The 26,042-nt window shown below is 60.2% G+C and carries 24 protein-coding genes; 8 read left to right on the top strand and 16 right to left on the bottom strand.

The features are described from left to right. Positions 1-212 precede the first annotated feature (212 nt). From CJ255_RS00870 to CJ255_RS00805, 14 genes are all read right to left on the bottom strand, one after another. Positions 213-1,565, bottom strand: a complete 1,353-nt coding sequence (locus tag CJ255_RS00870; RefSeq protein ID WP_097642201.1) for a glycerate kinase type-2 family protein — start codon at positions 1,563-1,565, stop codon at positions 213-215. Positions 1,566-1,745: 180 nt separating this feature from the next. After that, positions 1,746-2,516 carry an IclR family transcriptional regulator gene (locus tag CJ255_RS00865; RefSeq protein ID WP_245863090.1) on the bottom strand — a complete coding sequence of 257 codons (771 nt, stop codon included), beginning with the start codon at positions 2,514-2,516 and terminating at the stop codon, positions 1,746-1,748. Positions 2,517-2,609: 93 nt separating this feature from the next. Beyond that, positions 2,610-3,755 (bottom strand): alpha-D-ribose 1-methylphosphonate 5-triphosphate diphosphatase, encoded by a 1,146-nt coding sequence (locus tag CJ255_RS00860; RefSeq protein ID WP_097642199.1) that lies wholly within the window; start codon positions 3,753-3,755, stop codon positions 2,610-2,612. 112 nt (positions 3,756-3,867) lie between these two features. Further along, a complete protein-coding gene (locus CJ255_RS00855) occupies positions 3,868-4,554 on the bottom strand; it encodes a phosphonate C-P lyase system protein PhnL (RefSeq protein WP_097642198.1) in 687 nt (228 codons plus the stop codon). A gap of 196 nt (positions 4,555-4,750) precedes the next feature. Continuing rightward, positions 4,751-5,587, bottom strand: coding sequence for an ATP-binding cassette domain-containing protein (locus CJ255_RS00850; protein ID WP_097642197.1), 837 nt, complete (start codon positions 5,585-5,587; stop codon positions 4,751-4,753). After that, positions 5,584-6,453 (bottom strand): alpha-D-ribose 1-methylphosphonate 5-phosphate C-P-lyase PhnJ, encoded by an 870-nt coding sequence (locus CJ255_RS00845; RefSeq protein WP_097642196.1) that lies wholly within the window; start codon positions 6,451-6,453, stop codon positions 5,584-5,586. The genes CJ255_RS00850 and CJ255_RS00845 overlap by 4 nt, the downstream gene beginning before the upstream one ends. A 369-nt stretch (positions 6,454-6,822) precedes the next feature. Further along, positions 6,823-7,938 carry a carbon-phosphorus lyase complex subunit gene (locus CJ255_RS00840; RefSeq protein ID WP_097642195.1) on the bottom strand — a complete coding sequence of 372 codons (1,116 nt, stop codon included), beginning with the start codon at positions 7,936-7,938 and terminating at the stop codon, positions 6,823-6,825. 148 nt (positions 7,939-8,086) lie between these two features. Further along, positions 8,087-8,716 (bottom strand): phosphonate C-P lyase system protein PhnH, encoded by a 630-nt coding sequence (gene phnH, locus CJ255_RS00835; protein ID WP_097642194.1) that lies wholly within the window; start codon positions 8,714-8,716, stop codon positions 8,087-8,089. A 54-nt stretch (positions 8,717-8,770) separates the two neighbouring features. Continuing rightward, positions 8,771-9,190 carry a phosphonate C-P lyase system protein PhnG gene (gene phnG, locus CJ255_RS00830; protein WP_097642193.1) on the bottom strand — a complete coding sequence of 140 codons (420 nt, stop codon included), beginning with the start codon at positions 9,188-9,190 and terminating at the stop codon, positions 8,771-8,773. Positions 9,191-9,199: 9 nt separating this feature from the next. Beyond that, positions 9,200-10,030 (bottom strand): PhnE/PtxC family ABC transporter permease, encoded by an 831-nt coding sequence (locus CJ255_RS00825; protein WP_097642192.1) that lies wholly within the window; start codon positions 10,028-10,030, stop codon positions 9,200-9,202. After that, a complete protein-coding gene (phnE, locus tag CJ255_RS00820) occupies positions 10,027-10,812 on the bottom strand; it encodes a phosphonate ABC transporter, permease protein PhnE (RefSeq protein ID WP_097642191.1) in 786 nt (261 codons plus the stop codon). The genes CJ255_RS00825 and phnE overlap by 4 nt, the downstream gene beginning before the upstream one ends. Continuing rightward, positions 10,802-11,587 (bottom strand): phosphonate ABC transporter ATP-binding protein, encoded by a 786-nt coding sequence (gene phnC, locus CJ255_RS00815; protein WP_097642190.1) that lies wholly within the window; start codon positions 11,585-11,587, stop codon positions 10,802-10,804. The genes phnE and phnC overlap by 11 nt, the downstream gene beginning before the upstream one ends. A gap of 337 nt (positions 11,588-11,924) precedes the next feature. Continuing rightward, positions 11,925-13,004 (bottom strand): PhnD/SsuA/transferrin family substrate-binding protein, encoded by a 1,080-nt coding sequence (locus tag CJ255_RS00810; RefSeq protein WP_097642189.1) that lies wholly within the window; start codon positions 13,002-13,004, stop codon positions 11,925-11,927. Positions 13,005-13,208: 204 nt separating this feature from the next. Then, the gene (locus CJ255_RS00805) at positions 13,209-13,949 is read right to left on the bottom strand and encodes a DUF4349 domain-containing protein (RefSeq protein ID WP_245863089.1); all 741 of its coding nucleotides are present in this window, start codon (positions 13,947-13,949) and stop codon (positions 13,209-13,211) included. 548 nt (positions 13,950-14,497) lie between these two features. Here CJ255_RS00805 and CJ255_RS00800 point away from each other — a divergent pair. From CJ255_RS00800 to CJ255_RS00770, 7 genes are all read left to right on the top strand, one after another. Beyond that, complete coding sequence (locus tag CJ255_RS00800; RefSeq protein WP_097642188.1) at positions 14,498-16,465, top strand: hypothetical protein; 1,968 nt, start codon at positions 14,498-14,500, stop codon at positions 16,463-16,465. Positions 16,466-17,455: 990 nt separating this feature from the next. Continuing rightward, on the top strand, positions 17,456-18,175 hold the full coding sequence (locus CJ255_RS00795) for a M50 family metallopeptidase (protein ID WP_097642187.1): 720 nt from the start codon (positions 17,456-17,458) through the stop codon (positions 18,173-18,175). Continuing rightward, positions 18,172-19,338 carry a methyltransferase gene (locus tag CJ255_RS00790; protein WP_097642186.1) on the top strand — a complete coding sequence of 389 codons (1,167 nt, stop codon included), beginning with the start codon at positions 18,172-18,174 and terminating at the stop codon, positions 19,336-19,338. Before CJ255_RS00795 ends, CJ255_RS00790 begins: the two co-directional genes overlap by 4 nt. Before the next feature lie 51 nt (positions 19,339-19,389). Continuing rightward, entirely contained in the window at positions 19,390-19,734 is a 345-nt protein-coding gene (locus CJ255_RS24795) for a Uma2 family endonuclease (RefSeq protein WP_097642185.1), read from the top strand. 200 nt (positions 19,735-19,934) lie between these two features. Next, the gene (gene allE / locus CJ255_RS00780) at positions 19,935-20,681 is read left to right on the top strand and encodes a (S)-ureidoglycine aminohydrolase (protein WP_097642184.1); all 747 of its coding nucleotides are present in this window, start codon (positions 19,935-19,937) and stop codon (positions 20,679-20,681) included. Further along, complete coding sequence (locus tag CJ255_RS00775; protein WP_097642183.1) at positions 20,669-21,907, top strand: hydantoinase/carbamoylase family amidase; 1,239 nt, start codon at positions 20,669-20,671, stop codon at positions 21,905-21,907. Before allE ends, CJ255_RS00775 begins: the two co-directional genes overlap by 13 nt. A 232-nt stretch (positions 21,908-22,139) precedes the next feature. After that, positions 22,140-24,104 carry an acetoacetate--CoA ligase gene (locus tag CJ255_RS00770; protein WP_097642182.1) on the top strand — a complete coding sequence of 655 codons (1,965 nt, stop codon included), beginning with the start codon at positions 22,140-22,142 and terminating at the stop codon, positions 24,102-24,104. A 199-nt stretch (positions 24,105-24,303) separates the two neighbouring features. On the opposite strand, the gene CJ255_RS00765 is transcribed toward CJ255_RS00770, so the two are convergent. Next, positions 24,304-24,525 (bottom strand): Flp family type IVb pilin, encoded by a 222-nt coding sequence (locus CJ255_RS00765; RefSeq protein ID WP_097642181.1) that lies wholly within the window; start codon positions 24,523-24,525, stop codon positions 24,304-24,306. Positions 24,526-24,665: 140 nt separating this feature from the next. On the opposite strand from CJ255_RS00765, the gene CJ255_RS00760 reads away from it, so the two are divergent. Next, entirely contained in the window at positions 24,666-24,890 is a 225-nt protein-coding gene (locus tag CJ255_RS00760) for a hypothetical protein (RefSeq protein WP_097642180.1), read from the top strand. A gap of 106 nt (positions 24,891-24,996) precedes the next feature. On the opposite strand, the gene CJ255_RS00755 is transcribed toward CJ255_RS00760, so the two are convergent. Beyond that, positions 24,997-26,040, bottom strand: coding sequence for an ABC transporter ATP-binding protein (locus CJ255_RS00755; protein WP_097642179.1), 1,044 nt, complete (start codon positions 26,038-26,040; stop codon positions 24,997-24,999). Positions 26,041-26,042 lie beyond the last annotated feature (2 nt).

The following is a 26,042-nucleotide window of genomic DNA, read 5'->3' as shown; positions in this document are numbered from 1 at the left end:
AACAGGGGAACAGAGAACAGGGGAACAGAGAACAGGGGAACAGAGAACAGAGAACAGGGGAACAGGGGAACAGGGGAACAGAGAACAGGGGAACAGAGAACAGGGGAACAGGGGAACAGGGGAACAGAGAACAGGGGAACAGGGGAACAGAAATCTCTGTTTCCCTCTGCAATCTACAATCTACAATCTACAATCTACAATCTAAAATGGTATCACCACGCACACAAGAAGGTCAAATCATTCACATTGGTGCCGGTTGGGCCGGGGCGCAGCAGGTCATCGAGGGCGGCGAAGAAGGGGTAGGCATCATTGTTGGCCAAATGGGCTGCGGGATCAAGGCCGAGGGCTTGGGCGCGCGCCAGGGTCGTGCCGGTCACAACGGCCCCGGCGGCGTCAGTGGGGCCATCACCGCCGTCGGTGGCGAGGGTCACCAAAGCGATCCGTTCGAGGCCCGCGAGGCTTTGAACGGCGGCGAGGGCCAATTCTTGGTTGCGCCCACCGCGCCCATTGCCACGCAGGGTGACGGTTGTCTCGCCACCGATCACGAGGCAGCAGGGGCGAGCTAGAGGTTGGTCATAGGTCGCCACCTCGCGGAGGATGGAAGCCAACATGCGCCCTGCTTCACGCGCTTCACCTTCAAGCGCGGTAGTGAGGATGAGGCTCTGCCAGCCAGCGGCATGCGCTGCCGCGCACGCCGCCTCGGCGGCCTGGCGATTGGCCCCCACCAGCAGATTGTGTACCCGCGCCAGAGCCGCATCACCAGGTTTAAGCGTCTCGGCCACAGCCCCAGCCACACCTTGGCGCAGATAGTCAACAAGCGCCGGGGGCAGTTGGCGCGTAAGCCCATAGTATTCAAGGAGCGCCAGGGCATCCTGGAAGGTCGTGGGATCGGCAACAGTCGGCCCGGAGGCAATCACATCAAGGGGATTGCCAACCACATCGGAGAGCAGCAGGGTCAGCAGGTGGGCTGGGGCGGCCATCCGGGCCAAGCCGCCGCCCTTGATCTGATCGAGGTGCTTGCGGAGCGTATTGATGGCCCCAATTGCGGCCCCACAGCCCAAGAGGGCTTGGGTGAGCGCTTGCAAATCGGCGAGGCTGACAGCGGGCACGGGCAGGCTCAAGAGCGCCGAGCCGCCACCGGAGATGAGGGCAATCACCAGATCACGCGGCCCCGCTTCAGCCAAGAGCGTGGCCATCGCCTGGGCAGCGGCAACCCCACGCTCATCGGGCAGCGGATGGCCCGCCGCGAGAAAGCGCAATTTTTCGTGGGAGGTGGTTTCACCGTGGCCATCCTTGACCACCACCAACCCAGTGGTGAGCCGCTCACCTAATAGTTCAGCAAGAGCCAAAGCCATCGGTACGCCAGCCTTGCCCGCACCAACGACAAAGACGCGCTCAATGGACGTGAGATCGAAGCAATGCTCACCAGCGTAGAGCAACGCACCCTCACGGCGCACCATGCGGCGCACCGCCTGAGCCGGATCAACCGCTGCCAGGGCCGCAGTCATAATCTGGGCAATCGTTGTCCCTGCTGGTTCTGTGCGTAGGGAATGGGGATGATGCATAGGCGAAAATCCGGTAACTCTGAGCGGCTGTCTGAAAAGCTAGGAAGCACATGCTGGAGTGCCGGCTTTAGCCGGCTAAAGCCGGCACTCCAGCGTGTACCCTCCGGCTTTTCAGACAACTTCTGAAACCATTCCTAGCAACACGTTGCGTCCTTGCGCCTTTGCGTCAAGCCCCCCGGCTTATTTGCAAGGTATTGGAGCCAAGCCCAACTGGCTGCTACAGGTATCGGCAATCTGGCGCACGAGCGCACCAAGGCTGATAGCGCGTTCCAGGCTCATGCGGGTACTTGGCCCAGAGATGCTGAGGGCGGCGATGCAGCGCCCAAAGCGATCAAAGATGGGGGCGGCGACGCAACAGACGCCCACTTCGCGCTCTTCGTCATCGAGAGCGAAACCGCGTTCGCGACAGAGTGCCAGTTCGCGCAAGAGCAACTGCGGGCTCGTTAGGGTCTTTGCCGTCCACATACGCAACTCCACCCGTGAGAGGTAGGCATCCAATTGATCGGGAGGCAAGCCAGAGAGGATAGCCTTACCGCCGCCGGTACAGTAGAGCGGCACCCGCTGGCCCACCTCGGTAAACATGCGTACCAAGCGCGGGCTGGCCACCTGCTCACTATAGACCCCCTCATCGCCATGGAGCGTCAAGAGATTACTGGTCTCATCGGTGGTTGCGGTCAATTCTTGCAGCCAAGGGCGCGCAATGCGCACCAGATCAAAGCGGCGGCTCATGGCCGCCCGAGCCGCTACCTCAAGCAAGCCCGGCCCCGGCCCATAGAGGCGTGTCTCAGGGTTTTGTGCCGCATAGCCACGCGCAATCAGCGCACTCAACAAACGGTGTACTGTCCCTAGGGGCAAACCGGTTCGCTCGGTAATCTGCGAGAGTGGCAGATCATCACTACTCGCAGCGAGCGTTTCGAGGACATCGAAGGCACGATCAAGGGACTGCACCATAGGTCTTGGTTTCCATCTCATGGAAAAATATTTCCGCAGAGGGAGTATAGCCTGAGGGAGGGGCGGATGTCAACATTGGGGTTTGAAGTTACCCTAGATGCGCATCACCAACCGGCCCGCAACAAAGACCTGGCGCACGATCGGGTCGGGGCTGCGTTCCACCACGATCAGATCGGCGGCGTGGCCAAGGGTGATGCTGCCGAGTTCGTGGGCCATGCCGACGGCTTGCGCTGGGTTGTGGCTGATCAGCGCGACGGCTGCCGCAAGATCCATCAACCCCTCTTCGGCGAGCAGAAAGACGGCGGGCAGCAGCGCAGCGGGGTAGTAGTCGGCGCAGAGCCAATCTACGACGCCGGCGGCGAGGGCGGTGCGGGCGTTGAGGTTGCCGCCGCTCGATTGGCCGCGCAGCACGTTGGGTGCGCCCATGCCTACGGCCAACCCGGCTTCATGGGCCGCCTGAGCCGCGCTGAGTGTCGTAGGAAATTCGGCGATGCGGAGCCCCCGCTCGGCCCAGAAGTGGGCCTTTGCTGGGGTGTCGTCGTCGTGGCTGGCGACCGGGATGTTGTGCGTTTGGGCCACCGCCAGCACTTGGGCGATGTGAGCAGGGATGTAGCTCACGGCGATACGTTTGCGCTCTAAGATGAGGTCAATCTCCGCATCGCTGCGCCCGGTTGTCTGCACGATGTAGTTGCGAAAGGCGCGTTCGTCGGCGTACTGCCCCTGGCCTGGGCTGTGATCCATCACCGAGATGAGGCGCAGGCATGGATGGCCAACCATGGTGGCTAACGCCTGCACACCCCGTACACTGCTCACTTCGACCCGCGCATGGACAAAGTGGCGGGCATGACAGTGCTCTTCTCGACTTAAACGTTCTAAAAAACTGCCAACAAAGCGATCATTGCGCACGCCAAATTCATCATCATCGAGCGAGAGCGAATGGAATTCGCTCGTCACGCCACAACCTAAGAGCAGCCGGTCGGTGGCGTGCAGCGCCACACCGACGGGGATGTGGACGCCGGGACGTGGCTGTACCATGCGCTCGATCATGTCGCAGTGGAGGTCAACGATGCCGGGCAGGATGAATTTGCCCTGGAGATCATCGTGGTGCGTCGCCTCACCGTGCGGGCAGTCGGCCTCTTCGCCAATTCCGCTGATGCGACCAGCCTCAATGCTGAGCCAACCATTGCGCATGATAGCGTTGGGCAATACGATGTGGGCGTTACTGAGGAGGTAGTCCATAAGAGAACCTTAGAAGCTGTCTGAAAAGCCGGGGGGCACACGCTGGAGTGCCGGCTTTAGCCGGCTGAAGCCGGCACTCCAACGCCAAACCATAGACTTTTCAGACAATCTCTTACGCCAACGCCAACTGGCGATTGGCACATGGCCCCAGTGCAGCGAGATCGTGCGAGACGCTGATCACACTGGTACCGTTAGCTTGGGCCGCTTGAATCATGTGTACGACAATCTGCTTCGTCTCACCGTCGAGGCTGGCGGTCGGCTCGTCGAGGAGGAGCAGGCGCGGCGCGGCGATGAAGGCACGCCCCAGGTTGATGCGCTGCTGCTCGCCGCCACTAAAGGTGACCGGGCTGGCTTGCCAGAGGTGCGGGCGAATACCCAGATCGCGCAGCCACTGCCGCCCCTGCTCCTGGGCGGCGTCGCGCGCCCAGCCCTGGCGGTAGAGCGGTTCGCAGATCACATCCAGCGCCGAGACGCGCGGTAGGACGCGCAAGAATTGCGAGCAGTAGCCAATCTCGCGTTCACGCAGGCGCAGAATGGTGCTGTCGTGCGCCGCGACGAGATCGATACGCCCGTAGAGTTGCGACGTGAACCAGATGCGCCCCGCAGTGGCGAGGTAGGAGCGGTAGATGCATTTGAGGATGCTGGTCTTGCCCATGCCGCTGCGCCCGTGAATCAGCAGATGATCTTGCGGAGCAATGCTAAAGCTGATCGCCTGCACCGGCGTGATGGTGCGCCCGTCAATCAGGTGGAGAACGAAGCTCTTGGTTAAGTCTTCGACGGTGAGGAGGGTTTTGTTCATGTCTTTTTGCTTGAAGGGGGCTTGCGGGAACCCGGTTCCCGCTCCACGCCGGAAGGCGATGCGGGAACCCGGTTCCCGCTCCACGCCGGAAGGCGATGCGGGAACCCGGTTCCCGCTCCACGCCGGAAGGCGATGCGGGAACCCGGTTCCCGCTCCACGCCGGAAGGCGATGCGGGAACCCGGTTCCCGCATCGCCTCACAACGCCGATGAGACGAGCAGTTGCGTATAGGGGTGTTGCGGATCTTCCATAATCTGGTCGGTCAGGCCGGACTCGACGATCTGGCCGTTCTTCATGACGATGGTGCGGCGGGCGAGTTGGCGGATGACGCCGAGATCGTGGGAGACGAGGAGCATGGTGATCTGCTCTTCCCATTGAATGCGTCGGATCAGATCGAGAACCCGCGCCTGTACCGAGAGATCGAGACCGCTCGTCACCTCGTCGAGCAACAGCAGGCTGGGGCGGCTGGCGAGGGCTTTGGCAATCTGTACCCGTTGCAGCATGCCGCCGCTGAAGGTGTGAGGTTCGTCGTCAATCCGCTCGGGGGGCAGTTCGGTTTGGCGCATGAGTTCGCTGGTGCGTGCGCGGATGCGCCCCACATGACGCCATTCGGCCAGTAGCAGCTTTTCGGCAACGTTGCCCCCCACCGAGAAGTGCATATTGAGGCCCAATTCGGGACGTTGGTGGACAATGCCGAGGCGGTCGTTGCGGAAGTGGCGGGCGCTGTAGCCGTTCATCTGGCAGAGATCGACCGCCGCGCCGCTCTCCGGTGGCTGATAGAGGATCTGCCCCTGATCGGCGGGCAGGCTCAGGTTCACCATCTGGAGCAGGGTACTCTTGCCGCTGCCGCTCTCGCCGACGATGCCGAGCACTTCGCCCGCCTGTAGGCTAAAGTTGGCGGCAACGCAGGCGTGAACGGTGCCACAGCGCGGGCATTGGCTGCGCCCCTGGCGCGGGCCGGTCAGTTCAGCGCAGGCGGGGCAGCCGGGGCCGTAGCGTTTGTGCAGATCAACCACCTGGAGGAGCCACGTCATGGTTGCACCTCCGCACTAGCAAGGCGCTTATCGCAAAAACTGCTATCGGAACAGCTCGTCACCCACTGCCCCGCACCCGCGCCATCGGGCACAAAATGGCTGGTCAGAAAGGTCTGCTCAGCGCCACAGCGCACACAACGCTGCCCCGCCTGGTACTCGGTGCGAAAGGGGTAGTCCTCGAACTGCAACGGCACCACCGGCGTATGGGGCGGCACGGCATAGATACGCTTCTCGCGCCCAGCCCCAAAGAGAAAGAGCGTCTCGGCCATGTCAAGGCGCGGCACATCCCAGCGCGGAATGGGCGTCGTATCCATCATGTAGCGCCCATTGACCATCACCGGATATTGGCTGGCGATACGCAGATCGCCCGCCCGCACCACACTCTCATACATATAGACCCACATGCGCCCATAGTCCGCCTCGCCGTGCATCACCGTCGCCCGCTCCAGATTGGGTTCAACCCAGCGCAGCGGATCAACCATCGGCACCTGCAAGACCAGAATCTGATCGGCGCGCAGCGGCTCTTCCGGAATACGGTGGCGCGTCTGAATGAGACTCGCCGCGCAGCTATCCACCGTCGTCGCCACGCCGGTCGTCTGGGTAATCAGGCGGCGCAGATTGACCGCATTGACGCCCGCGTCGTCGCCCTGATCGATCACTTTGAGACAATCCTCAGGGGTAATGATAGCCAGGGTAATTTGTAGGCCGCCGGTACCCCAGCCGCGGGCAATAGGCAGATCACGGCTGGCAAAGGGGATCTGGTGGCCGGGGATAGCCACCGCCTTGAGCAGGCTACGGCGAATTTCGCGCTTGGCATCTTCGTCAAGTAGGCCAAAATTGTAGAGTTGTTCATTGGTCTGTTGCATTCGCTCGATTCCTTGTACTTCGGGGCGCTGCCCCGAACCCGCGCTCTTCTTCCGCTGTGGCGGCTTCGCCGCCACAGCGGAAGAAGAGCGGGTTTTTTGGGGGAGGCGTCGCCTCCCCCAAACCCCCGCCGGGGGAGGCGTCGCCCCCACTGGGGGAGGCGTCGCCTCCCCCAAACCCCCGCCGGGGGAGGCACCGCCCCCACTGGGGGAGGCGTCGCCTCCCCCAAGCCCCCACCGGGGGAGGCTTCGCCTCCCCCAACCCCCCGCCGGGGGAGGCTTCGCCCCCGCCGGGGGAGACACCGCCCCCGCCGGGGGAGGCACCGCCCCCACTGGGGGAGGCGTCGCCTCCCCCAAGCCCCCACCGGGGGCTTACTCTGCATGGTGCTTGCGGGCGCGATCCAGGACGCGCAGGTCGGCCTCGAAGGTGACGTAGTGGGGCAGTTTGTAGTGGGCGGTGAAGCCGCTCGCTTCGATACCGTCGCAGTGGAGCAGGAGAAATTCTTCGTCGGCGGCTGGACCGGAGTTACCGCTGAGACTGCCGAGGCGCGCTTGGGTGAGGACGCTGTCGAGAATGGCCATGCTCATCACCTTCACTTCGCTCTGGCCAAAGGCGAAACCGTAGCCCAGGTTGAAACTCGGCGGTGCGCTGCTGTTGCTGACGCTGTGCGCCTTCGAGACAATCTCGCACTCGGTCGCCTCGATCTCGCCAATGGTGACCGCCTCGCCGGTGAGCGGATGGGCCACCTGGATGGGCAGGTAGCCATAGCGCAATTCGGCCAGCGTAGGATGCGCGTCGCCGTAGCCGCGCACGCTGCTGTAGGCGAAGGTCATGAGGCTGCTGCTATCGGCCTGCGCCAGCGCCTGGAGGCGGGCGCTCCGCGGGCAGGGGAAGATCAGGGCTTGGCGCGTCAGATCGAAGGGTTCATCTTCCACTTCAGCGGGCGGTGCAACGAGCAGTTGCTCGGCGCGCAGATAGTCGGCCACCTTGGGGAAGTGGCCAATCTCCCCCGCTTGGGGTGCGCCAACCGCAACAAGCGCGGCGTAACGAGCGAGCGCCTGGGCAACGGCGTCGCCATCTTCAAGCGCCAAGAGGGGCTGCAAGAGGCGAATCTGGTAGTCTTGGGCGGGGCCAAGCATCTGCCCCCCCGGAATATCCTTGAACGAGGCCGAGATGCGGCGCATACAGGCCATCGTGCGTCCCGACGCGGGCAGTGTTGCCATCACCCGCGTCAGCGTCGTGCGGTAGGCGCGCAGCAGAAAACTGGCCTCGATGCTATCACCTTCGGCCTGCTTCACCGCCAACGCCGCCAACAGCGGCGCATAGAGCGCCCCCTCGTGCATGGCCCGACTGACCGCGTGGCGCAACTGATCGCTGATCTGGGGCAATTGCAGCGGATCGCTCCCGCCAAGCAGGCGCAATGCAGCCGCCAACTCCTCGGCGCGCAGCACCGCCTCGGTGCCGCCACGGGCGGCGACGTAACCCATAGTTTCTCCTTTCTTTTTTGTTGCGCTTTGGCGGCTTCGCCGCCAAAGCGCAACAAAAAAGAGCTTTGCTGGGGGAGGCTTCGCCTCCCCCAGACCCCCGCCAAAAGAGCTTTGCTGGGGGAGGCGAAGCGCCCCCGCCGGGGGCTTCTTATGAGCAGACTTCCTCGATGCGCGTCGTGCGCGGCAGACCTAAGCATGCCCCGGTTACATCAATGCAGAAGATGTCTACGCCCAGCGGAAAGTCGCTGCGCGTAGCCATGATTACCGACAAAACATTCGCGGGCAGGCCGGGGATGCCAACCGTGCGACTACCGGCGATGCCCGGCCCGGCAAGTCGCCAGGTTGCGCCATGCTCGTCCAGTTGCGCGACGCAGAGGAAGGCGGTGCAACTCTGTTCGGGGAAGGTGAGGCTGCCGCGTTTGAGATCGCCCAGACAAGCAGCCGACGCGGGATCGTGGAGTAGTACATAGTCGGCGTAGGCCGGCGTCTCCACTTGGGCATTGCTGCGCAATGTAAACCAGCGCGTCAAGGGGTGCTCGGCGCTCAGCCAGAGCCCCCCGGCGGCATGCGCCATACTGGTACCCTGGTCGAGCAGACTGAGTAGCGCGGCCACCGCATAGTGGTTGGGCAGTTGCATTGCAGGCAGTAGGGGCAGATCGTAGCCCTGCGGCGGCGGCGGGAGCCGCCCCAGCGTACCAGGGCGGGCCAGAGAATCGAGGAGAATACGGAAGGTGCGGCTATTGAAATATGCTTGTGTGGTGGGTGGTGCAGCTATCATGATTTTTCAATTTTTTTGGCAGGATGCGCGGGAACCAGATTCCCGCGCGCACCCTTAAAACGTGTCAAACACCACTCGCGTCGCCGCAGCGGCAGCAAACCGGCGCTCTTGGGCGGCAGCGAGGGCTGCGCTGAGCGCATCAATGTGTGGGCGCAGATCGGCATGGGGATCGCCCGGCATACGCAGCGCCGCATCGAGAATGGCAAGCGCCGTCGCATGCTGTAGGTCGCGCCCGATGACCATGCCAAAGCCGAAATGCCCGGCCAACTCAAGGAGCGCCTCACTAACCAAGATCTCGCCCGCGTTGAACTGACTCTCGGCCACGCCTTCAGCCATACGCAACTGCACGAGCGCCGTGCGCGGCTCGGTGATGAAGACCAGCGCCTCGGCGGGGTAGCGCGCCAAAACCGTCGCGGACAACGCAGCAACTTCATGGGCCGGTGAACAACTAAGAATGTGGGTGATAGGGTACATTGATCACTACTACTCCCGCGACTTACCGAGGCGCGCCTTCATATGGGTAGCAAACCACTCAAGCGCCATCGCAAAGACCAAAATGGCATAGGTGAAGGCCCCCAACTCGCGCAGGTCGAGGTAGAAGGCGCTTGCCATGAACATATCGAAACCGATGCCGCCCGCCCCAGCGGTCGCGCCCATCGCAATCGCGGTTGAGAAGTTAATCTCGAAGCGCACAAAAGTCCACGAGAGGAGCGCCGAGGCGGAGGTGGGAACCACCGCTTGAAAGACGGTCTGCCACCAACTCGCCCCGCTCGCCCGCAGCGCCTCTAGCACGCCAGCATCGATCTCCTCAAACGATTCGGCGTAGGCCTTGATCAGATAACCGGCTGAGTGGAAGGTCATGCCGATGACGGCGGCGACACTGCCCATGCCCGCTGCAACAGCGAAGAAGAGTACCCAGAGGACGGTCGGCACGGCGCGGATGAAGGCGGTACCCCCTTTGATCAGGTTATTGAGCCAGATAGGAGCGAGATTCTGCGCGGCAAAGAGGGCCAAGAAAAAGGCGATGATCGCCCCAAAGACGGTGGTGAGCAGCCCCAAGCCGACAGTGACGAAGAGCGCTTCAAGCAGATCAGCAAAGCTCACACTCCGCAGCCGCGGCTCTAGGAGCAGCAGCCGAAAGTTGTTGAGCATATCCTGCAGCGCTTCAACCAGACCAATGCCCCGCGTATCGAAGGTGGTAAAGCTATAGAGTGTCAGCAGCGTCAGGCCGAGTAGCGTCAACTGGATGCTCAGATTGGCCCGCGTCAGGGGGCGCACGCGGATGCGTGGCAGCGGTTCACTTCGTTGGCTCACAGCACCGCCCTTCGAATCACATTGGAGAGCGCTTCAATGATCAAGACAGCAACCACGATTACGAGCACCACGAGACTGGCCGAACTGTAGTTCATACTTTTGTAGTAAAGATCAAACGAAAAGCCAATCCCCGTGCCAGTGAGAATACCAACCAGCGTCGCGCTGCGGATGTTGGTCTCGATCATGTAGAGCACCCAGCTAATCAACTGGGGCAGACAGGCGGGAATGACGCTCTGGCTAATGATCGTCAGGTAGTTGGCCCCCGTGGCGCGCAGCGCCTCGACCGAGGCCATGCCCACTTCATCAATCGTCTCGACCATCACGCGCACAATGAAGCCGAAGGTGACGAAGAAGAGGGCGAAGAAGCCGGTGTAGGTACTCTGGCCAAAGGAGAAGAGCAGGATCAGCGCCCACGCCGAGACATCAATGTTGCGAAAGATGCTGGCGATACCCCGTGCGGGCAGGCTAAACCAAGGGTGGGGGCGGGTGGTCGTAGCGCCAAGCAGGGCCACCACCAGCCCCAGCGCCGAGGCGGTAGTCGCCGACGAGACCGCCATCAGGATCGTCTCGAAGAGCTTCTCGAGAATCCGGGGCAGACGCCGCCACGCCGCCTCATCGGGGATGAAATGGGTAGTGGCCCAGCTAAAGGCGCGCGGAATCGCCGTAAAGCCCTGCACCACGTCGTATTTGGTGATCACAATCGAGCCATAGGTCAAGGCGGCCAGTATGGCAAAGAAGGCGATGGACTGTATCTGACGCAGCTTCAAGGGATCAGATGGCATAACGCTCCCGCAGGCTAAAGATCAGTTCACCCGACTCAGAGCCATAGATCTGCTGGATCTGCTCTTGCTGAAGTTCGGCAGGTGGCCCATCGAAGATCACCCGCCCACGGTTCACGCCAATGATGCGCTGGGCATAGGCGAGCGCCACATCAACCTGATGCAGATTGACCAGTACCGTGATGTCCAATTTCTGGTTAATCTGCTGTAGCGTATCCATGATAATCTTGGCCGAATTGGGATCGAGCGAAGCAATCGGCTCATCGCAGAGCAGCATCTTGGGCTGCTGCACCAGCGCCCGCGCAATGCCCACGCGCTGCTTCTGGCCACCACTAAGCTGGTCGCAGCGTTTATAGATCTGTTCACCCAACCCCAAACTCTCAAGAATACGCACCGCTTCGCGCTTCTCAGTTTCGCTATAGAGGCCCAACACGCCCTGAACCATATTCTTATAGCCCAGACGCCCGTGCAGCACATTCTCCAGCACACTCAAGCGATTCACCAGATTGTAGTGTTGAAAAATCATGCCAATTTGAGTGCGCTGGCGACGCAACGCACCGCCACGCAGCGTCGGCACACTCACCCCAGCAAAACGCACATCGCCACTCGTCAGATCAACCAAGCGATTGATACAGCGCAGCAGCGTAGACTTCCCCGCCCCCGAAGGGCCAATAATCGCCACAAACTCACCCGCCTGGATCGAGAAACTGATCTGATCCAGGGCCCGCGCCTCGTTACCGTAGCTCTTCGTCAGCGCCTCGATCTGCAACAGGGCCATAGTGGACACCTCATTACGCCTTGCGGCGTGGAGTGCCGGCTTTAGCCGGCTAAAGCCGGCACTCCACCGTGTAGCGACCGACTTTTCAGACAGACTCTAAAATCCGCTTTGGGGCTGCGCCCCAAGCTCCCTTTTTTCTTGCAATGTGGCGGCGCTGCCGCCCGCAGCGGGGGATCGGGGGCTTGGCCCCCGAAAAATTCCTCTACCCGCCGTTGGCGGCGCTGCCGCCCGCAGCGGGGGATCGGGGGCTTGGCCCCCGAAAAATCCCTCTACCCGCCGTTGGCGGCGCTGCCACCCGCAGCGGGGGATCGGGGGCTTGGCCCCCGAAGAGAAACCATCAGCGCATCGCCCGAATCGGATCGAAGAAGGAATCGGGTACAACCACAAAGCGATCCTCACCAGTCTTGCGCAGGAGTGGCCTAAAGCCCGCATCCATCGCCTCCTTGGTGGCAAAGATGCGGGGATTTTCGGCAACCGCATCGGAGGTGAGAACCTCTTGGAGCGCCTGGATCTCCTCGGCGCTGAGCATCGCACCATTGGCCACAAAGGGCGCATTCAGCACCGGCACCGACTCAATCAGCACAAACTCTGCGCCGGGATACTTATCAAAGGGCTCGTCAGCGTTCTCAATCACGCGGTAGACCGCGCCGACCGCATTCTCGCTCCCCGCGACTAGTTCAACATAGTTGGCAACACAGGTATCACAGAAGGATGCAACATCCACCCGATCGGTAATCAGATTGACCAATGTGCCCTGGTGCGAACCACCAAACTGTACGTCGGCGAAGAAGCTATTGCTGCCGCCCTCGATCAGATCATCCGCCGTGAGACCCTGCCACTGCTCCATCGCCCCAAAGTAGCGTACAATATTGGACGAAGGCACACGAAAGCCAGAGGTGGAGTTGTTGGAGACAAAGGAGAAGCGCTTACCCTGAATGTTGTCTATGCCATAGACCCCATTCTCCTGATAGTTCTCCTCCTGGCCGCGCATCACCGCCAGCCAACTGTAGTAGACCGCCGTCTCTGCCGTGCCATCGCTGCCGCTCGGAATCACCAAGGGAACAACGGCAGCATTGCGCTCATTGGCCTGAATGTACCCCTCCGCCCCAAAGAAGGCGAGATGGGCATTGTTGTTGACCATCGCCTCAATCGCGATGATATAGTCTGTCGTCGTCTGATGCTCAACCGGACGGTTCAAGGTCTCGCTAATGACTTCAGCCAACGCATCACGTGCATCTTTAAGATCAGACCCCGATTCATTCGGATACCACGCCATAATCAACGGCGTCGTCGGCGCACTTGCCGGTGCCGGTGTAGCACCACTCGGCGCGGGCGCAGCACTCGGCGCAGGCGTACCCCCACAGGCGGACAGGATCATGGCCACACTGATCAGCAGCAGAGCGAGCAACGAACGCATAGGTTAGGTTCTCCACGCATAAAATTCTCGCGACCGCATTGGTCGCTCTGCCGAATGTAGCCGATAAAGATTATGTTTATGTTAAGTTTGCAGGAGACTTGCTTTAACGTTTGGTAATCTCTCTGTTGTACGTTACGCATTTCCCGGCGTGAGGGAACCAAGTTCCCTCACGTACCCTACCTACACATTTTGGTCACACCCACATCACTTACGGCCCAGCCACCAGCGCCCCAGCAGCAAGATCGGCAACCAGACGGGTATCCAGACAAGCAGGATAATCCCTACGTTGATCAGCCACTGAACGAGGGAGATCAGGGCACTGAGGGCGTCGCTGGCGACAATGAGGGGTTGCCAGCTATCTTCATCAATAATGGGGGGGCGCGCCGGGATCGGACGCAGTTCCACGTTGATGGTCGAGAGGGCGGCACGATCACGTAGGTAGTTGATGCGCCCTTGGATCTGCTCAATCTGACTTTGAAGATCGGTGAGAGCGCGATTGACCTGCAGAGCATCTTCCACCTCATCGGCACGGGCGAGCAGATCGAGCAGGCGATCACGGGTTGTTTCAAGGCTACGTAGGCGCGCACTGATGTCTACAAACTCTTCGGTAACATCATCGCCGGTAACCGAGCGCGAGATGACGCGGTGGGCCAAGCCTTCAATGCCACTCAGAGCCTCATCAAAATGTTCCGCACGCACCCGGAAGGTGATGAAGGATGTTTTGGTATTGTTGTGTTCATGATTCACTGTGCGTACACTGACCACAAAGCCGCCGAGTTGTTCAGCGCGGCTCCGCAGCAGGCTCTCAGCACTATCCACATCTTGCACTTGGATGGTAAGATTAGCCTGTTTGATCACGATACGTTGGCTAGGAGGGACTTCTACTTGGGTTTGGCTTGCGCCACCAGCGGCTCGTTCCTCAAGAGCAACTTCATCAAAATCCATAGCCGGTGCTTGATGCGCAGCAGCGGGTGCCGAGTCTGCGGAAAGACCCTGTGCAACTTCAGAAAACGTCTCGTTTACCTGACCTCCGAGGAACGTTGCCCACACAACGCCCACAATGGAAATGAGAATGACTACGAAGGCGATCCCGGTGATCATTTTGCGTTTTTCATGCATGGTATATGTCCTTTCTATATTTTGGAGTGCCGGCTTTAGCCGGCTAAAGCCGGCACTCCAACGCCAGACCATAGACTTTTCAGACAGCCTCTTACCCTTTACGATCATGCTCTACTCTAACGTAACGTAACAATGCCCCAAAATGTTCCCAACATCCACACTTTCTGTTCCCCTGTTCTCTGTTCCCCTGTTCCCCTGTCCCCTTGTTCTCTGTTCCCCTGTTCCCCTGTCCCCTTGTTCTCTGTTCCCCTGTTCTCCGTTCCCCTGTTCCCCGTTCCCCTGTTCTCCGTTCCCCTGTTCCCCTGTTCCCTTGTTCTCCGTTCCCTGTTCCCCTGTTCTCCGTTCCCCTGTTCCCCGTTCCCCTCTAATCCATTATGCGATCCATAACTTGGGCTATCTTTTGGCTGCTCAGTGGGTTCTACCTGCTGACTATGAGTGGGCACACCTATTCGCCCGATGAAGAGACGATGCTGGCGGTGACGCGCAGTATGTTGGCGCGCGGCGAGGTGGCGGTGCGGGCTGAAGAGGTGGGCAGTGTGGCGGCGTTGCGCCCCGGACGTGACGCGGAACGCTATAGTCCCTATGGCGTCTTGCCCTCGCTCTTGGCTTTGCCGCTGCACATGTTGGGCGCAAGTTTGGGCGGGGCCGATGCGGCAGCACGGGATTATACGTCGCGTTTCCTGGTGACCGCCTTGAATGGGCCGATTACCGCAGCAACTGCGGCGCTCTTGGCGGCATGGGCGTTACGTTTGGGTAGCACGCGCCTTTGGGCGATAACGTTAGGCTTGGGCTATGGCCTGGCGACAATGGCCTGGCCTTATGCCCGGAGTTTCTTTTCAGAGCCATTGGCGGCCTTGCTTATCCTCGTGGCTGCCGAGCGTATCCATGCCAGCGCCACGAGCTCTCAGCCCTGGCGCGCCCTGATGCTCGCCGGGTTGGCCACGGGCCTGCTGCTGACCACGCGCCTCGCGGCGGGGGTGGTGCTGCCAGTGTTTGCTGTGGCGGTGCTGCTGGCGAGTTGGCATAGGGTATACCAAGGTCAAACTGACCCCAGACACCGCTTTGTGCGCTGGTCTGCCTCCAATCTCGTATGGCTGCTCGCGCTGTTGCCTGGGCTCGCGCTGCTCATGTGGTACAACTATGCCCGCTTTGGCACGCTGCTGGCCTCTGGCTATGCCAGCGAAGCGAGCCTCTTTACCACACCGCTGCTTGAAGGGCTGTACGGCTTACTCCTCAGCCCGGGCAAGGGCATTGTCTTCTATGCGCCGCCGCTGCTGCTGGCCATCCCTGGCAGTTACCTGCTCTGGCGGCGGGGGCAACGTGGCGTAGTACTGCTTGGCTGGGGGCTCTTCCTGAGCCATGTGCTGCTCTATGCGCGCTGGAGTGTCTGGGATGGTGGTGGAGTCTGGGGGCCACGCTTCCTGCTGCCCGTGGTGGCACCACTGCTACTCTTGGGGGCGGGCTATGGGCTGCGAGGGGGGAGAGAGTTTTTGAGCGACAGAGAATTGCACCACAGAGGCACCGAGGGCACAGAGGTAAGAAAAGGAATGGCCCTGAAGGGGCTCGCGGTGTTGCTGCTGCTCGTTGGTTGGCTTGGCAACCTGGGCGGGGTGCTTTTGAACTTCAGTACGTATGGGGTTATGCCTCTTGCCGCTGATCGGGTGCATAGTGTTGCTGGCGCGGCCCTAGTGGGTCATTGGCGCATCCTGAGTGAGCGGTGGGCGGCCTACCGTACCGCGCCGCCCGTCTGTCGTTTGGCTGATGGCTGGTTTGCCAGTGAAGCCAGCGATGGCGCAGTGCTGCCGCGACGCAGTGGGGCGTGGGGCGAACTGCATTGCAACGCACCTAGCGCCCGCATCTACTTCAACCTCGATGATCGGCGCCCACCCGAAGCGTCCGCAAGCGCTCTACGCCTGACGCTCAACGGAGCGTTGTTGGCTGAACCAAGTTCAGGAGAACTACGCCACTATCAACTGCACCTACCGCCCACAGCGGCAAGCATCCGCATCGAGGCAACCCCATGGAACCCGTTGGCAGTAGGTTTCAGTGGGCGTAACGACGAACTCGGCCCCAAGTTGACCGAGCTACGCGGCACCAGCCCTGATGCACAAAGCCTTACCCTTGCCGATACAGCCATTGCCCCCTTGCCCACACAGGCCAAGCCACGTTGGGCCTGGTACTACGATCCACCCAACCAGCACCTCGTTGACCACTGGGCCTGGTATCTGCCCCGCAGCGAACTGCAGGGACGCCGCGCAACACTCATGGCCAGCTTGCTGCTGCTGCTTGGCGGCGGGGCAATGGGCGTAGGGGCGTACCAATTATACCATTTACGATTGTAGATTGTAGATTGTAGATTGTAGATTGTAGATTGTAGATTGTAGATTGCCGAACATGGCGTTCCAATGGGCTTTCGCGTTCTTGATAATAGCGAAAGCGGCAAAGCGGGGAAGCCTTGGGTTCGCAGGAGCGCTTGCGGGTTTAAGAAACTATCTGAAAAGCCGGGGGCACACGCTGGAGTGCCGGCTTTAGCCGGCTAAAGCCGGCACCCCAACGCCAACCCATAGACTTTTCAGACAGCCTCTCAAACCTGCCAGGTGTGCGCCGTTGGGTCTTTGGGGCTACGCATGGCGGCTGCACGGCACACACCTAGCAGGTCGTTTGTCCGCTTTCAATGAGCAAATCCTTGACACCGCATCCAAAACCTCCAAAAAACTCTATGAGTTGAAAGGTGGGGGAGGGGGGTAAAGGGTTTATTTGCAAAGTATTGCTTCTAATTCGGCTTCGCGCGCTGCTGGTAAAGCATCGTCGCCGTGGCCTTGCTGCTCTGGGCAATCGCCTCGGTCGCACGCACTCCTTAGGTAGTGCCGACGTTAGTCGGCTTCCCATCGCTGCCAAAGACCTCAGCCGACTAATGGTGTTCCAGAAATTAATCCGGTGTCGCGGCACGGGCTAGACCTGATAGATATGCCAGATTTGCGAGGTCTGGTTAGCGGATTATTTACTGGAAGACCATAAGTCGGCACTACGATGCCCACCCATGGACTATTCAGCATGACAGGCTGCTGGGATACGTAACAATATCCGCCTCCCTAAAGTAATCTGAAAACATCCCTAAAATTCATTAGGACGTCATGTTCTGCAATCTACAATCTGAAATGGTATGCTGTCTATTAGGTATACGTACCAAGGCAGAAAAAGTTACAACGATTCTTGTTTGTCTATACGTGTACGCAAAGCAGAAGACTGCTTTACAATGTTGCGAGGATACGTGAGGCGCGTCCTCGCGTCTTCGCGTCCTCGCAAACAGTAAAGAGGCTACGAACTATTCTATGCTTGACATCATCCTCACCACATGGACACGGCCCGATATTCTGCTGCTGACTGCGGGGGCGCTCGGATCAACGCTGCTCTGGCGGGTTCCGCTGCTTGGCTGGCTCTTCTACCCGTTTCGGCTGCTGAATACCTTTGTGCATGAGTTGAGCCATGGGTTGGCCGCCATTCTGACTGGGGGGCGCTTTGAGCGCTTTGTGGTCTATGCTAACATGGAGGGGCTTGCACTGATCCGTGGTGGCAATCGGGTTATCATTGCTAGTGCGGGCTACTTGGGGGCGGCGCTCTTTGGTGGGCTGCTGATTCTGCTCACGGCCACGCCGCTGGCCGAACAGAGCCTGCTGCTGGGCTTGGGGGCAAGCCTGGGGCTACTGTGCCTCCTGTTTGTACGCAACCTCTTCGGCTGGCTCGCAGGCATGCTGCTCGCTGCGGCGCTCGGCGCAGCCGGATGGTGGCTCGACAGCCAAGCGGCCATGCTGCTCCTCGCGCTCTTAGCCCTACAGATGCCCCTTGCTGCCATTCATAGCCTGATTGACCTGATGCGTATTGCGGTGCGGCGCGCCCGCCCCGGCTACCTGAGCGACGCCCATCTGCTGGCCCGTCACACCCGCATCCCGGCCCCGTTGTGGGCGACCCTCTGGTTTCTGATGGCGCTGGCCATTGTGGTGGTGACGGTGGCAGTGGCGTATCACGATAGGTTGTTGTGGAACTACCAATGAGTATTCACCCTAACCCCCTCCATATCGCCGATACTACGGTGCTGCTGGTTGGCCAGCCAGGTGTGCCCGCTGGCCCCACCCTTGACCCCGCTAGTCGCCTTGCGGCTGAGTTGATTCGCCCTGCACCCCACGAGCGGGTGTTGCTGCTTGGTGCTGCTCACCCTGCCCTTGGGGTCGTGTTGGCGCAACGCTTGCCCGCTGGCCATTTGGTCTTGAGCGATCCCCATGTGCTGGTGCGGCGCATGGCCAGCCTTACGCTTGCGACGAATGCTTGTACGAACACGGAGGTTGCTGATGCGGTGAGCCTGTTGCCCCAGGCGGCGGGCACGTTCGACCGGGTGATCATCCTGGGGCCGCGGAGCCGCGCCCTCGCCCGCCGTTGGCTCGTGGAGGCTCAGGTGCTCTTGCGTCCCACCGGGATACTCAACCTCGCCGGGGCGAATCAGGCGGGCATCCAGTCGCTGATCAGCGACGCCAAGGCGCTCTTTGGTACCTCCCAGATGCTCGGCTATGGCGGTAGTTGTCGCGTGGCGGCACTGACCCAGGCCAACCCGCTGCCGCCCGCGCCGCCCTGGGCCAGCCTCGGGGGGATTGCGCCTGGCACATGGCATACGCTTCAGCTTGAATTGCCCGACGGCCCGTTGCATCTCGTCAGTCTGCCGGGCAGCTTCAGCTACGAACATCTCGACCCCGGCACCAAGTTGCTGCTCCGGCAGCTTGGCCCGCTTGCTGGCCTCAATGTGCTTGATGTTGGCTGTGGTTACGGCGTGCTTGGGATCGCCGCAGCACGCCAAGGCGCCGCCCATGTCACCATGCTGGATGTCTGCCAACTGGCGCTTGCCGCAGCCCACGAGAATTGTGCGCGCCTTGGGTTGCAAAATGTCAGCATCTACGCCAGCAATGGGCTTGAAGCGGTGAGCTCGGCTACGACACCGCGCTTTGATCTCATCCTGAGCAATCCACCCTTCCATAGCGGGCGCACCATTGATCGTTCCTTGGCCACAACCTTCTTTGGCAACGCGCGGAGCGTCTTGCAGCCGCAGGGTCGCCTCTTGCTGGTGGCCAATAGCTTCCTCAACTATGAAACACTCCTCGCGGCAAACTTTGCTCGTGTGGTGGTCGCACAACGAACACCCAGCTATAAGGTTCTGTTGGCAGAATAGCTTGTGGGCAGCTTTTTGCTGATAAATTTGCTCATTTGCCCCTCTTAACCTATAGTTAGAGATGGGTTCAGGACACGTTACAATAACGCTAACCTTGCCGTTGTTGCCCCGCAACGTCTCATTGGCCCACCCGATCTTGTGGTTGAAATTGCTTCACCTAGTACTGCTGTCTTCGACCGCGATCCTGCTCAGGGTAAACGTGGTGCCTATGCGCGTATTGGAGTTAGTGAATATTGGCTTGTAGAACCTCATGCGCGCACGATTGAAGTGTTGGTGCTTACTGGTGCAGCGTATCAATCATTAGGTGTATTCCGTGGCGAAGAGCCGCTCCATTCGCATGTGTTGCCAGGGGAAGCGCCATGGGCTGCGCGGTTTTTTCCCCATGGCTTTCGGTAAGAGGCTGTCTGAAAAGTCTATCAACTGGCGTTGGAGTGCCGGCTTTAGCCGGCTGAAGCCGGCACTCCAACGCATGCCCACGAGCTTTTCAGACTGCTTCTAATGATTATGCAGTGGTGTATCCGCTAGGTTTTACTTGCCGATAGGTGGTTTTTGGGAGGGCCAGGCCATCCCAAACCCGCCTGTAAGACATTCCCACCATGCAACCTTTGCTTGGCCAGACGCGCAGTGCTGTTACCGAGCGTTATGCGCTCTTGACGCCGGATAGCTTGGTGCGTGCGGCGCATCCCGCATGGCCGGGGGCGACATGCTGTGTGTTGATTGGGCCGCCTTTGGGTGCGCGTTTTGTGATGCTGTTGGTTGAACTTGATCCCGATGGGTTGGGCCAGCGTACCCACCACGATGATGAAGTGCTGCTCTTTGTGCGCTCGGGCAGTGTCGAGGTTGCCCTGGATGATCGCGTGGTAGCCTTGGAAACGGGGGGCTTTCTCTACCTTCCGCCCCAGCAGGATTATCGGGTGACGACGGAGTTGGCGGCGGGGTTGCTGCTCTTTCAGCGTCGCTACCACCCTTTGGCGGGCGTTGCGCTGCCAGCGTTGGTGATGGGCCATGTGCATGAGGTAGCCGATGAAGCCTTTTTGGGTGACGAGGGTTTGTTGCTGAAGACCCTGTTGCCTGCAACGCCTGCCTTTGATCTGGCGGTGAATGTCTTTACCTTCCAGCCCGGTGCGACGCTGCCGTTGGTCGAGACCCATGTGATGGAGCATGGTCTGCTCATGTTGGAGGGCCAGGGCATCTATCGGCTCGGCAACGAATGGTATCCGGTGCAGGCGGGCGATTGCATCTGGATGGGGCCATTCTGCCCGCAATGGTTTGCGGCGCTCGGCAAGCAACCGGCGCGCTATATCTACTACAAGGATGTGCAGCGAGAACCATGGAGTTGCTGATTGACCTTGAGACCATTATGGCCGATTTGGACATCCTCGCGGCCTATACGGAGGCACCCGCGCCCGCTGTGACCCGCTTGATCTATGGGGAGGCGGAGGTGCGGGCGCGGGCCTACGTGCGGGCCCGTTGTTTGGCCAGTGGGCTAGAGGTGCGCGAGGATGGTTTGGGTAACCTCTTTGCCCGTTGGCCCGGACGCGAGCCGCAATTGCCAGCGGTGGCGAGTGGTTCGCACCTTGATACAGCGCCCCAGGCGGGCCGTTTTGCGGGGGCGGTGGGGGTGGTGGGGGCGCTTGAGGCTGTGCGGGCGCTGCAACGGGCTGGCTTTCAGCCGCGCCGCAGCTTGGAATTGCTGGTCTTTGCGGGCGATGCACCAACCCGCTTTGGCTTAGGTTGTTTGGCCGGGCGCGCCCTCGCCGGTTTGGTGCAGGCCGAACAACTGCGGGCGCTCCAAGATGCCACTGGTCGCACGCTGGAGGATTGGCGTCAGGCTGCTGGCTTGGCTGAACCACTGGAGCAGGTGGCGTTGGCTCCGGGCCATTATGCCGCCTTTATCGAACTCTACATTGAACAAGGGCCGCTGCTCGCCACTGAGGGCGAAGCGATTGGCGTAGTGCGGGCGATGGCCGCAGCCACCACGTTGCAACTCTGGTTGCATGGGCAGCATAGCCATGCTGGTTCCACCCTGATGCTGGAACGGCGCGATGCGTTGCTGGCCGGAGCCGAAATTGCCCTGGCAGTCGAGGCGGCAGCCCTCGCCACCAACCGGCCCCATACGGTGGCCACCACCAGCCTTTTTCAGATTGAACCAGGGCTGGTCAATATGATCCCTGGCCATGCCGCATTGACCCTTGAAGTGCGTGAGATTGCTGCCGAGCCGCGTGATCATGTGCTACGCAGCATTGATCGGGCAGTAGCAAGTATCTGTGCGCGCCGCCATGTGACCTATGATTTCCAGATGCACAGCAGCGATGCACCAGTCACCTGCGATCCTGGGGTGGTCGAGCAGATTGTGCGTGTCTGTGAAGACCTGGGGCTGCCGCGTCAGTTCATGGTGAGCCGCACCTACCACAATAGCCTCTTTATGGCCCACCTCGCCCCGACCGCCATGATCTTCATCCCCTGCCGCTATGGGGATAGTTCGCTCACTGATGAGCAGGTCGAACCGGAACATATCCTCCAAGGAATTGCGGTGTTGGCTCATAGCCTGGCACGTTTGAGTGAGTAGAGAGGGAGGGCAGGGATAGAGTTTTTTGGACAAGGGATTCACAACGTTAACAAGAAGAGGTACTGAGGATTGAACCACAGAGACACCGAGGACACAGAGTATGGGAACGCAGGGAGTGTCAACTAACCAAAAATGGTGATTGCCATACCACCCCCTTCTCTGTGTTCTCTGTGCCTCTGTGGTTCAATCCTCTGCATCTCTGTAAAAACTCTATTAGACAAGGAATAGTTCAATGACGAATTTGCTCTGGTCTCCCTCGCGTGACCTCCAGGAAGCAACGAACCTTTGGGCCTATATGGCATGGCTGCGGAGTACCCGTGGCCTTGAGTTCGCCAATTACGATGATGTATGGCGTTGGTCGGTGGCGCATGTTGAGGATTTTTGGGCATCAATCTGGGACTATTTTCAAATCCAGGCAAGTAGACCCTACAGCCAAGTCTTGGGGGAGCGGCACATGCCGGGGGCGCAGTGGTTTCCTGGCGCACACATGAACTATGTGGAGCATGTCTTTCGCCAGGCCAATGAGCAACATCCGGCGCTTGTCTTTCAGTCGGAACGTCAGGCGTTGACGATGCTGAGTTGGGCGGAGTTGCGCGCTCAGGTGGCGGCAGTTGCGGCGACCCTGCGCGAGTTGGGGGTGGAAGCGGGTGATCGGGTGGTGGGCTATGTGCCCAACATCCCTCAGGCGCTGGTGGCCTTCCTCGCCAGTGCCAGTCTGGGCGCGATCTGGTCGAGCTGCTCGCCCGATTTTGGCAGTCCGAGTGTGATTGACCGCTTCCGCCAGATTGAACCCAAGGTGCTGGTAGCGGTAGATGGCTATAGCTATGGCGGCAAGGCCCACGAACGCTATACGGCGATAGCGGAAATTCAGGCGGCCCTGCCGAGCCTTCAGGCAACTATCTTTATTCCCTACCTCGATCCCCAGGCGGCCCCCAAGGATTTACAGGGGCCAATTGTAAGCTGGGCGAGCGCCCTGAATACGGCGGGTGAGTTGCAGTGCGTCGCGGTACCCTTTGACCACCCGCTCTGGGTACTCTACTCCTCCGGCACCACCGGCCTGCCCAAGCCGATTGTCCAGAGCCAAGGAGGAATCCTCATTCAGCATCTGAAGGAGTTGAGCCTGCACCTCGACCTGAAGCGGGGCGAGCGCTTCTTCTGGTTCTCGACCACCGGCTGGATGATGTGGAACCTCTTGGTGGGCGGCTTACTTGTAGGCAGCACAATCGTCCTCTATGACGGCAGCCCGGGCCACCCTGACATGGGCGTCCTCTGGAAGCTGGCCGAAACAGCGGGCATCACCTTCTTTGGCACCAGTGCGGGCTACCTGACGGCGCTCATGAAGAGTGAGGTACGTCCGGGAGCGCAGTACAATCTAAGCCGTCTGAAGGGCATCGGCTCAACCGGATCGCCCCTGCCCCCCGAAGGCTTCGCGTGGGTCTATGAGCAGATCAAAGCCGACGTATGGCTCGCCTCGATCAGTGGCGGCACCGACATCTGCGGCTGCTTTGTGGCGGGCACGCCCCTACTGCCGGTCTACAGTGGCGAAATTCAGTGTCGCGCCTTGGGCGTAGATGTGCAGGCACTCGACAGCGATGGCAACCACGTAATTGGCAGCATGGGTGAATTGGTCGTGGCCCAACCAATGCCTTCGATGCCCATCTACTTCTGGAACGACCCCGACGGACGACGCTACCGCGAGAGCTACTTTGAACTCTACCCTGGCAAATGGCGTCATGGCGACTGGATCGTGATCAATGAACGGGGCGGCGTAGTGATCTACGGGCGCTCCGATAGCACAATCAACCGCCAAGGGGTCCGCATGGGCTCGAGCGAAATCTACCGCGTCGTCGAGGCATTGCCTGAAGTACTCGACAGCCTCGTCGTTGACCTCGAAGGGCTCGGTGGCACCTCCTACATGCCCCTCTTCGTCGTCTTGCGCCCAGGGCTCACCCTCGATGCTGAACTTACTACAAAGATCAAAGGTGCCATCCGCAGCGCCCTTTCGCCGCGCCATGTCCCCGACGCCATCTTTGCCATCCCCGACGTACCACGGACACTCAGCGGCAAAAAGCTGGAAGTGCCGATCAAGAAGATCATGATGGGCATGCCCGTAGCACAAGCAGCCAACCCCGATTCCCTCAAAAACCCGGAACTCTTGTCCCTCTTTGTGCAATTGGCGCAGAATCGGGCAACGTAATGTTAGGGATGATTTCAGAAACGACCTTATGGCGCAAATGGTGAAGTGTCATGAAACCATCCCTTATATTTGTTCGGTTGTGGCGGCTTCGCCGCCACAACCGAACAAAAAATGTGGGGTTGGGCGTAGCCCAAAAACCACAGCACCTCCGCATAATGCGGAGGTGCTGTAGGGAATGAAAATAGCAAGAAAACAAAAATTAGGGCAAAGCGTCAACCAGGCCCTCGTACCAGACTTCGCTAAGGGTGCGCCCAACGAGGGTGAGAATGCCTACTGCTGTAATCGCAATAAGCACGAGCACAAGACCGTACTCGGTCAGACCTTGGGCCGGCGCACGCGCACGTGCCGCCAACAGCCACGCCATCAACCAGCGCACCATGTCTATGGCACGTTCCCAAGCTTGGCTTGCATACCAGCGCATGAAATACCTCCTTTCTCGTGTTATCAAGCCTGTGGTATGCTACCTACTATACAATACTTGGTACTTTTTGCCTATAGTACATCGGTAAGCTTTTGCACTAACCCCCCCCTGAAACCCATCAAGTCCACAAGGAGCCCCTCATGTCTGAATCGCAAGGATCATTCTTCAATCAGCAATTGAGCAACGCACTGGATACATTGATTGCCAGCAATCCCTTCTTGGTGCAAATGCGGGCGCTGATGCGCCAACTTCAGGACGAACGCGAACATCTGCCGGTCTTGTTGCCCCTGTTGCTCATCCTGTTCATTGTGGTCTATCGACGTGAGCGGGCGCAGATTGAGCGTCTCCGTCGCTTTTCTCTATAAGGCTGTCTGAAAAGTCTATAATCTGACGCTGGAGTGCCGGCTTCAGCCGGCTAAAGCCGGCACTCCAGCGCATGCCACATCGTGTGCAACGACATGATGCCCTTTTTCAGACAGCTTCTATGGATCGTTCCAGCGCATAGATGCGCTCTGGATCGAGCAGCAAGCCGATCTGGGTGCCAGGCGGGCCGGGGGGATTGGCCAGATCAAAGCTGAGACTGAGGCCACTCTGGTGGTGAACGAGGACGCGGTGGCTGCGCCCACGGAATTGGTGTTCGCGGATGCTGACTTGGCATGGTGCGTCGGCATGGAACTGTGCTGCGTCGGGGTAGATGACAATGCACACCGGGCTGCCTGGTGCGCCAATTGATCCGTTATGGCGACAGGCAAGCTGGCCCAAGGGGGTAGCGATGCGTCCATCCGCGCACCAGTGGCCCGCCACGAGGTTGTTGAGGCCCAAGAAGCTGGCCACCCAGGTACTCGCAGGTTGTTGGTAGACCAGTTCGGGGGGGCCGTGTTGCTCCAGTTGGCCTTGGTTCAAGAGTGCTACGTGATCCGCGAGGGCGAAGGCTTCCTCTTGGTCATGGGTGACATAGAGGGTGGTCACGCCGACACGGCGCAAAATCGAGCGTAGTTCATCTTGAAGCCGTTCGCGCAGGGCGCGGTCGAGGGCTGCCAGGGGTTCATCGAGCATCAGCAGGCGCGGGCGGGGTGCGAGGGCACGGGCCAACGCGACGCGCTGCCGTTCGCCGCCTGAGAGTTCGTAGACGCGCCGCCGTTCGTAGCCGCGTAGCCCTACTAGTTCGAGCAGTTCGGCGACGCGCTGCGGGGCCGTCCGTCCTTGCCCCTGCACCTTGAGCCCAAAGGCAATATTGCCAGCCACATCAAGATGCGGAAAGAGCGCATAGTCCTGGAACATCAGCCCAAAGCCTCGGCGGTAGGGGGGCACACCTGTGAGGCTTTGGCCTTCGAGCAGCACCGCCCCATGCTGGGCCGGTTCGAGCCCAGCTACGACGCGCAGCAGCGTGGTTTTGCCACAGCCCGAAGGCCCCAACAGGGCCGTAATGCTCCCCTCACTTACCCCCAAGCTCACCCCACGCAACACCGGCGTTGCGTCGTAGGTACAAACGATGGCTTGTAACTCAAGGAACATCG

The sequence above is a fragment of the Candidatus Viridilinea mediisalina genome (assembly GCF_002532535.1).
GTDB lineage: Bacteria > Chloroflexota > Chloroflexia > Chloroflexales > Chloroflexaceae > Viridilinea > Viridilinea mediisalina.
Note: the sequence above shows the minus strand (reverse complement) of the source record. Positions and strands in the feature narration are given on the sequence as shown.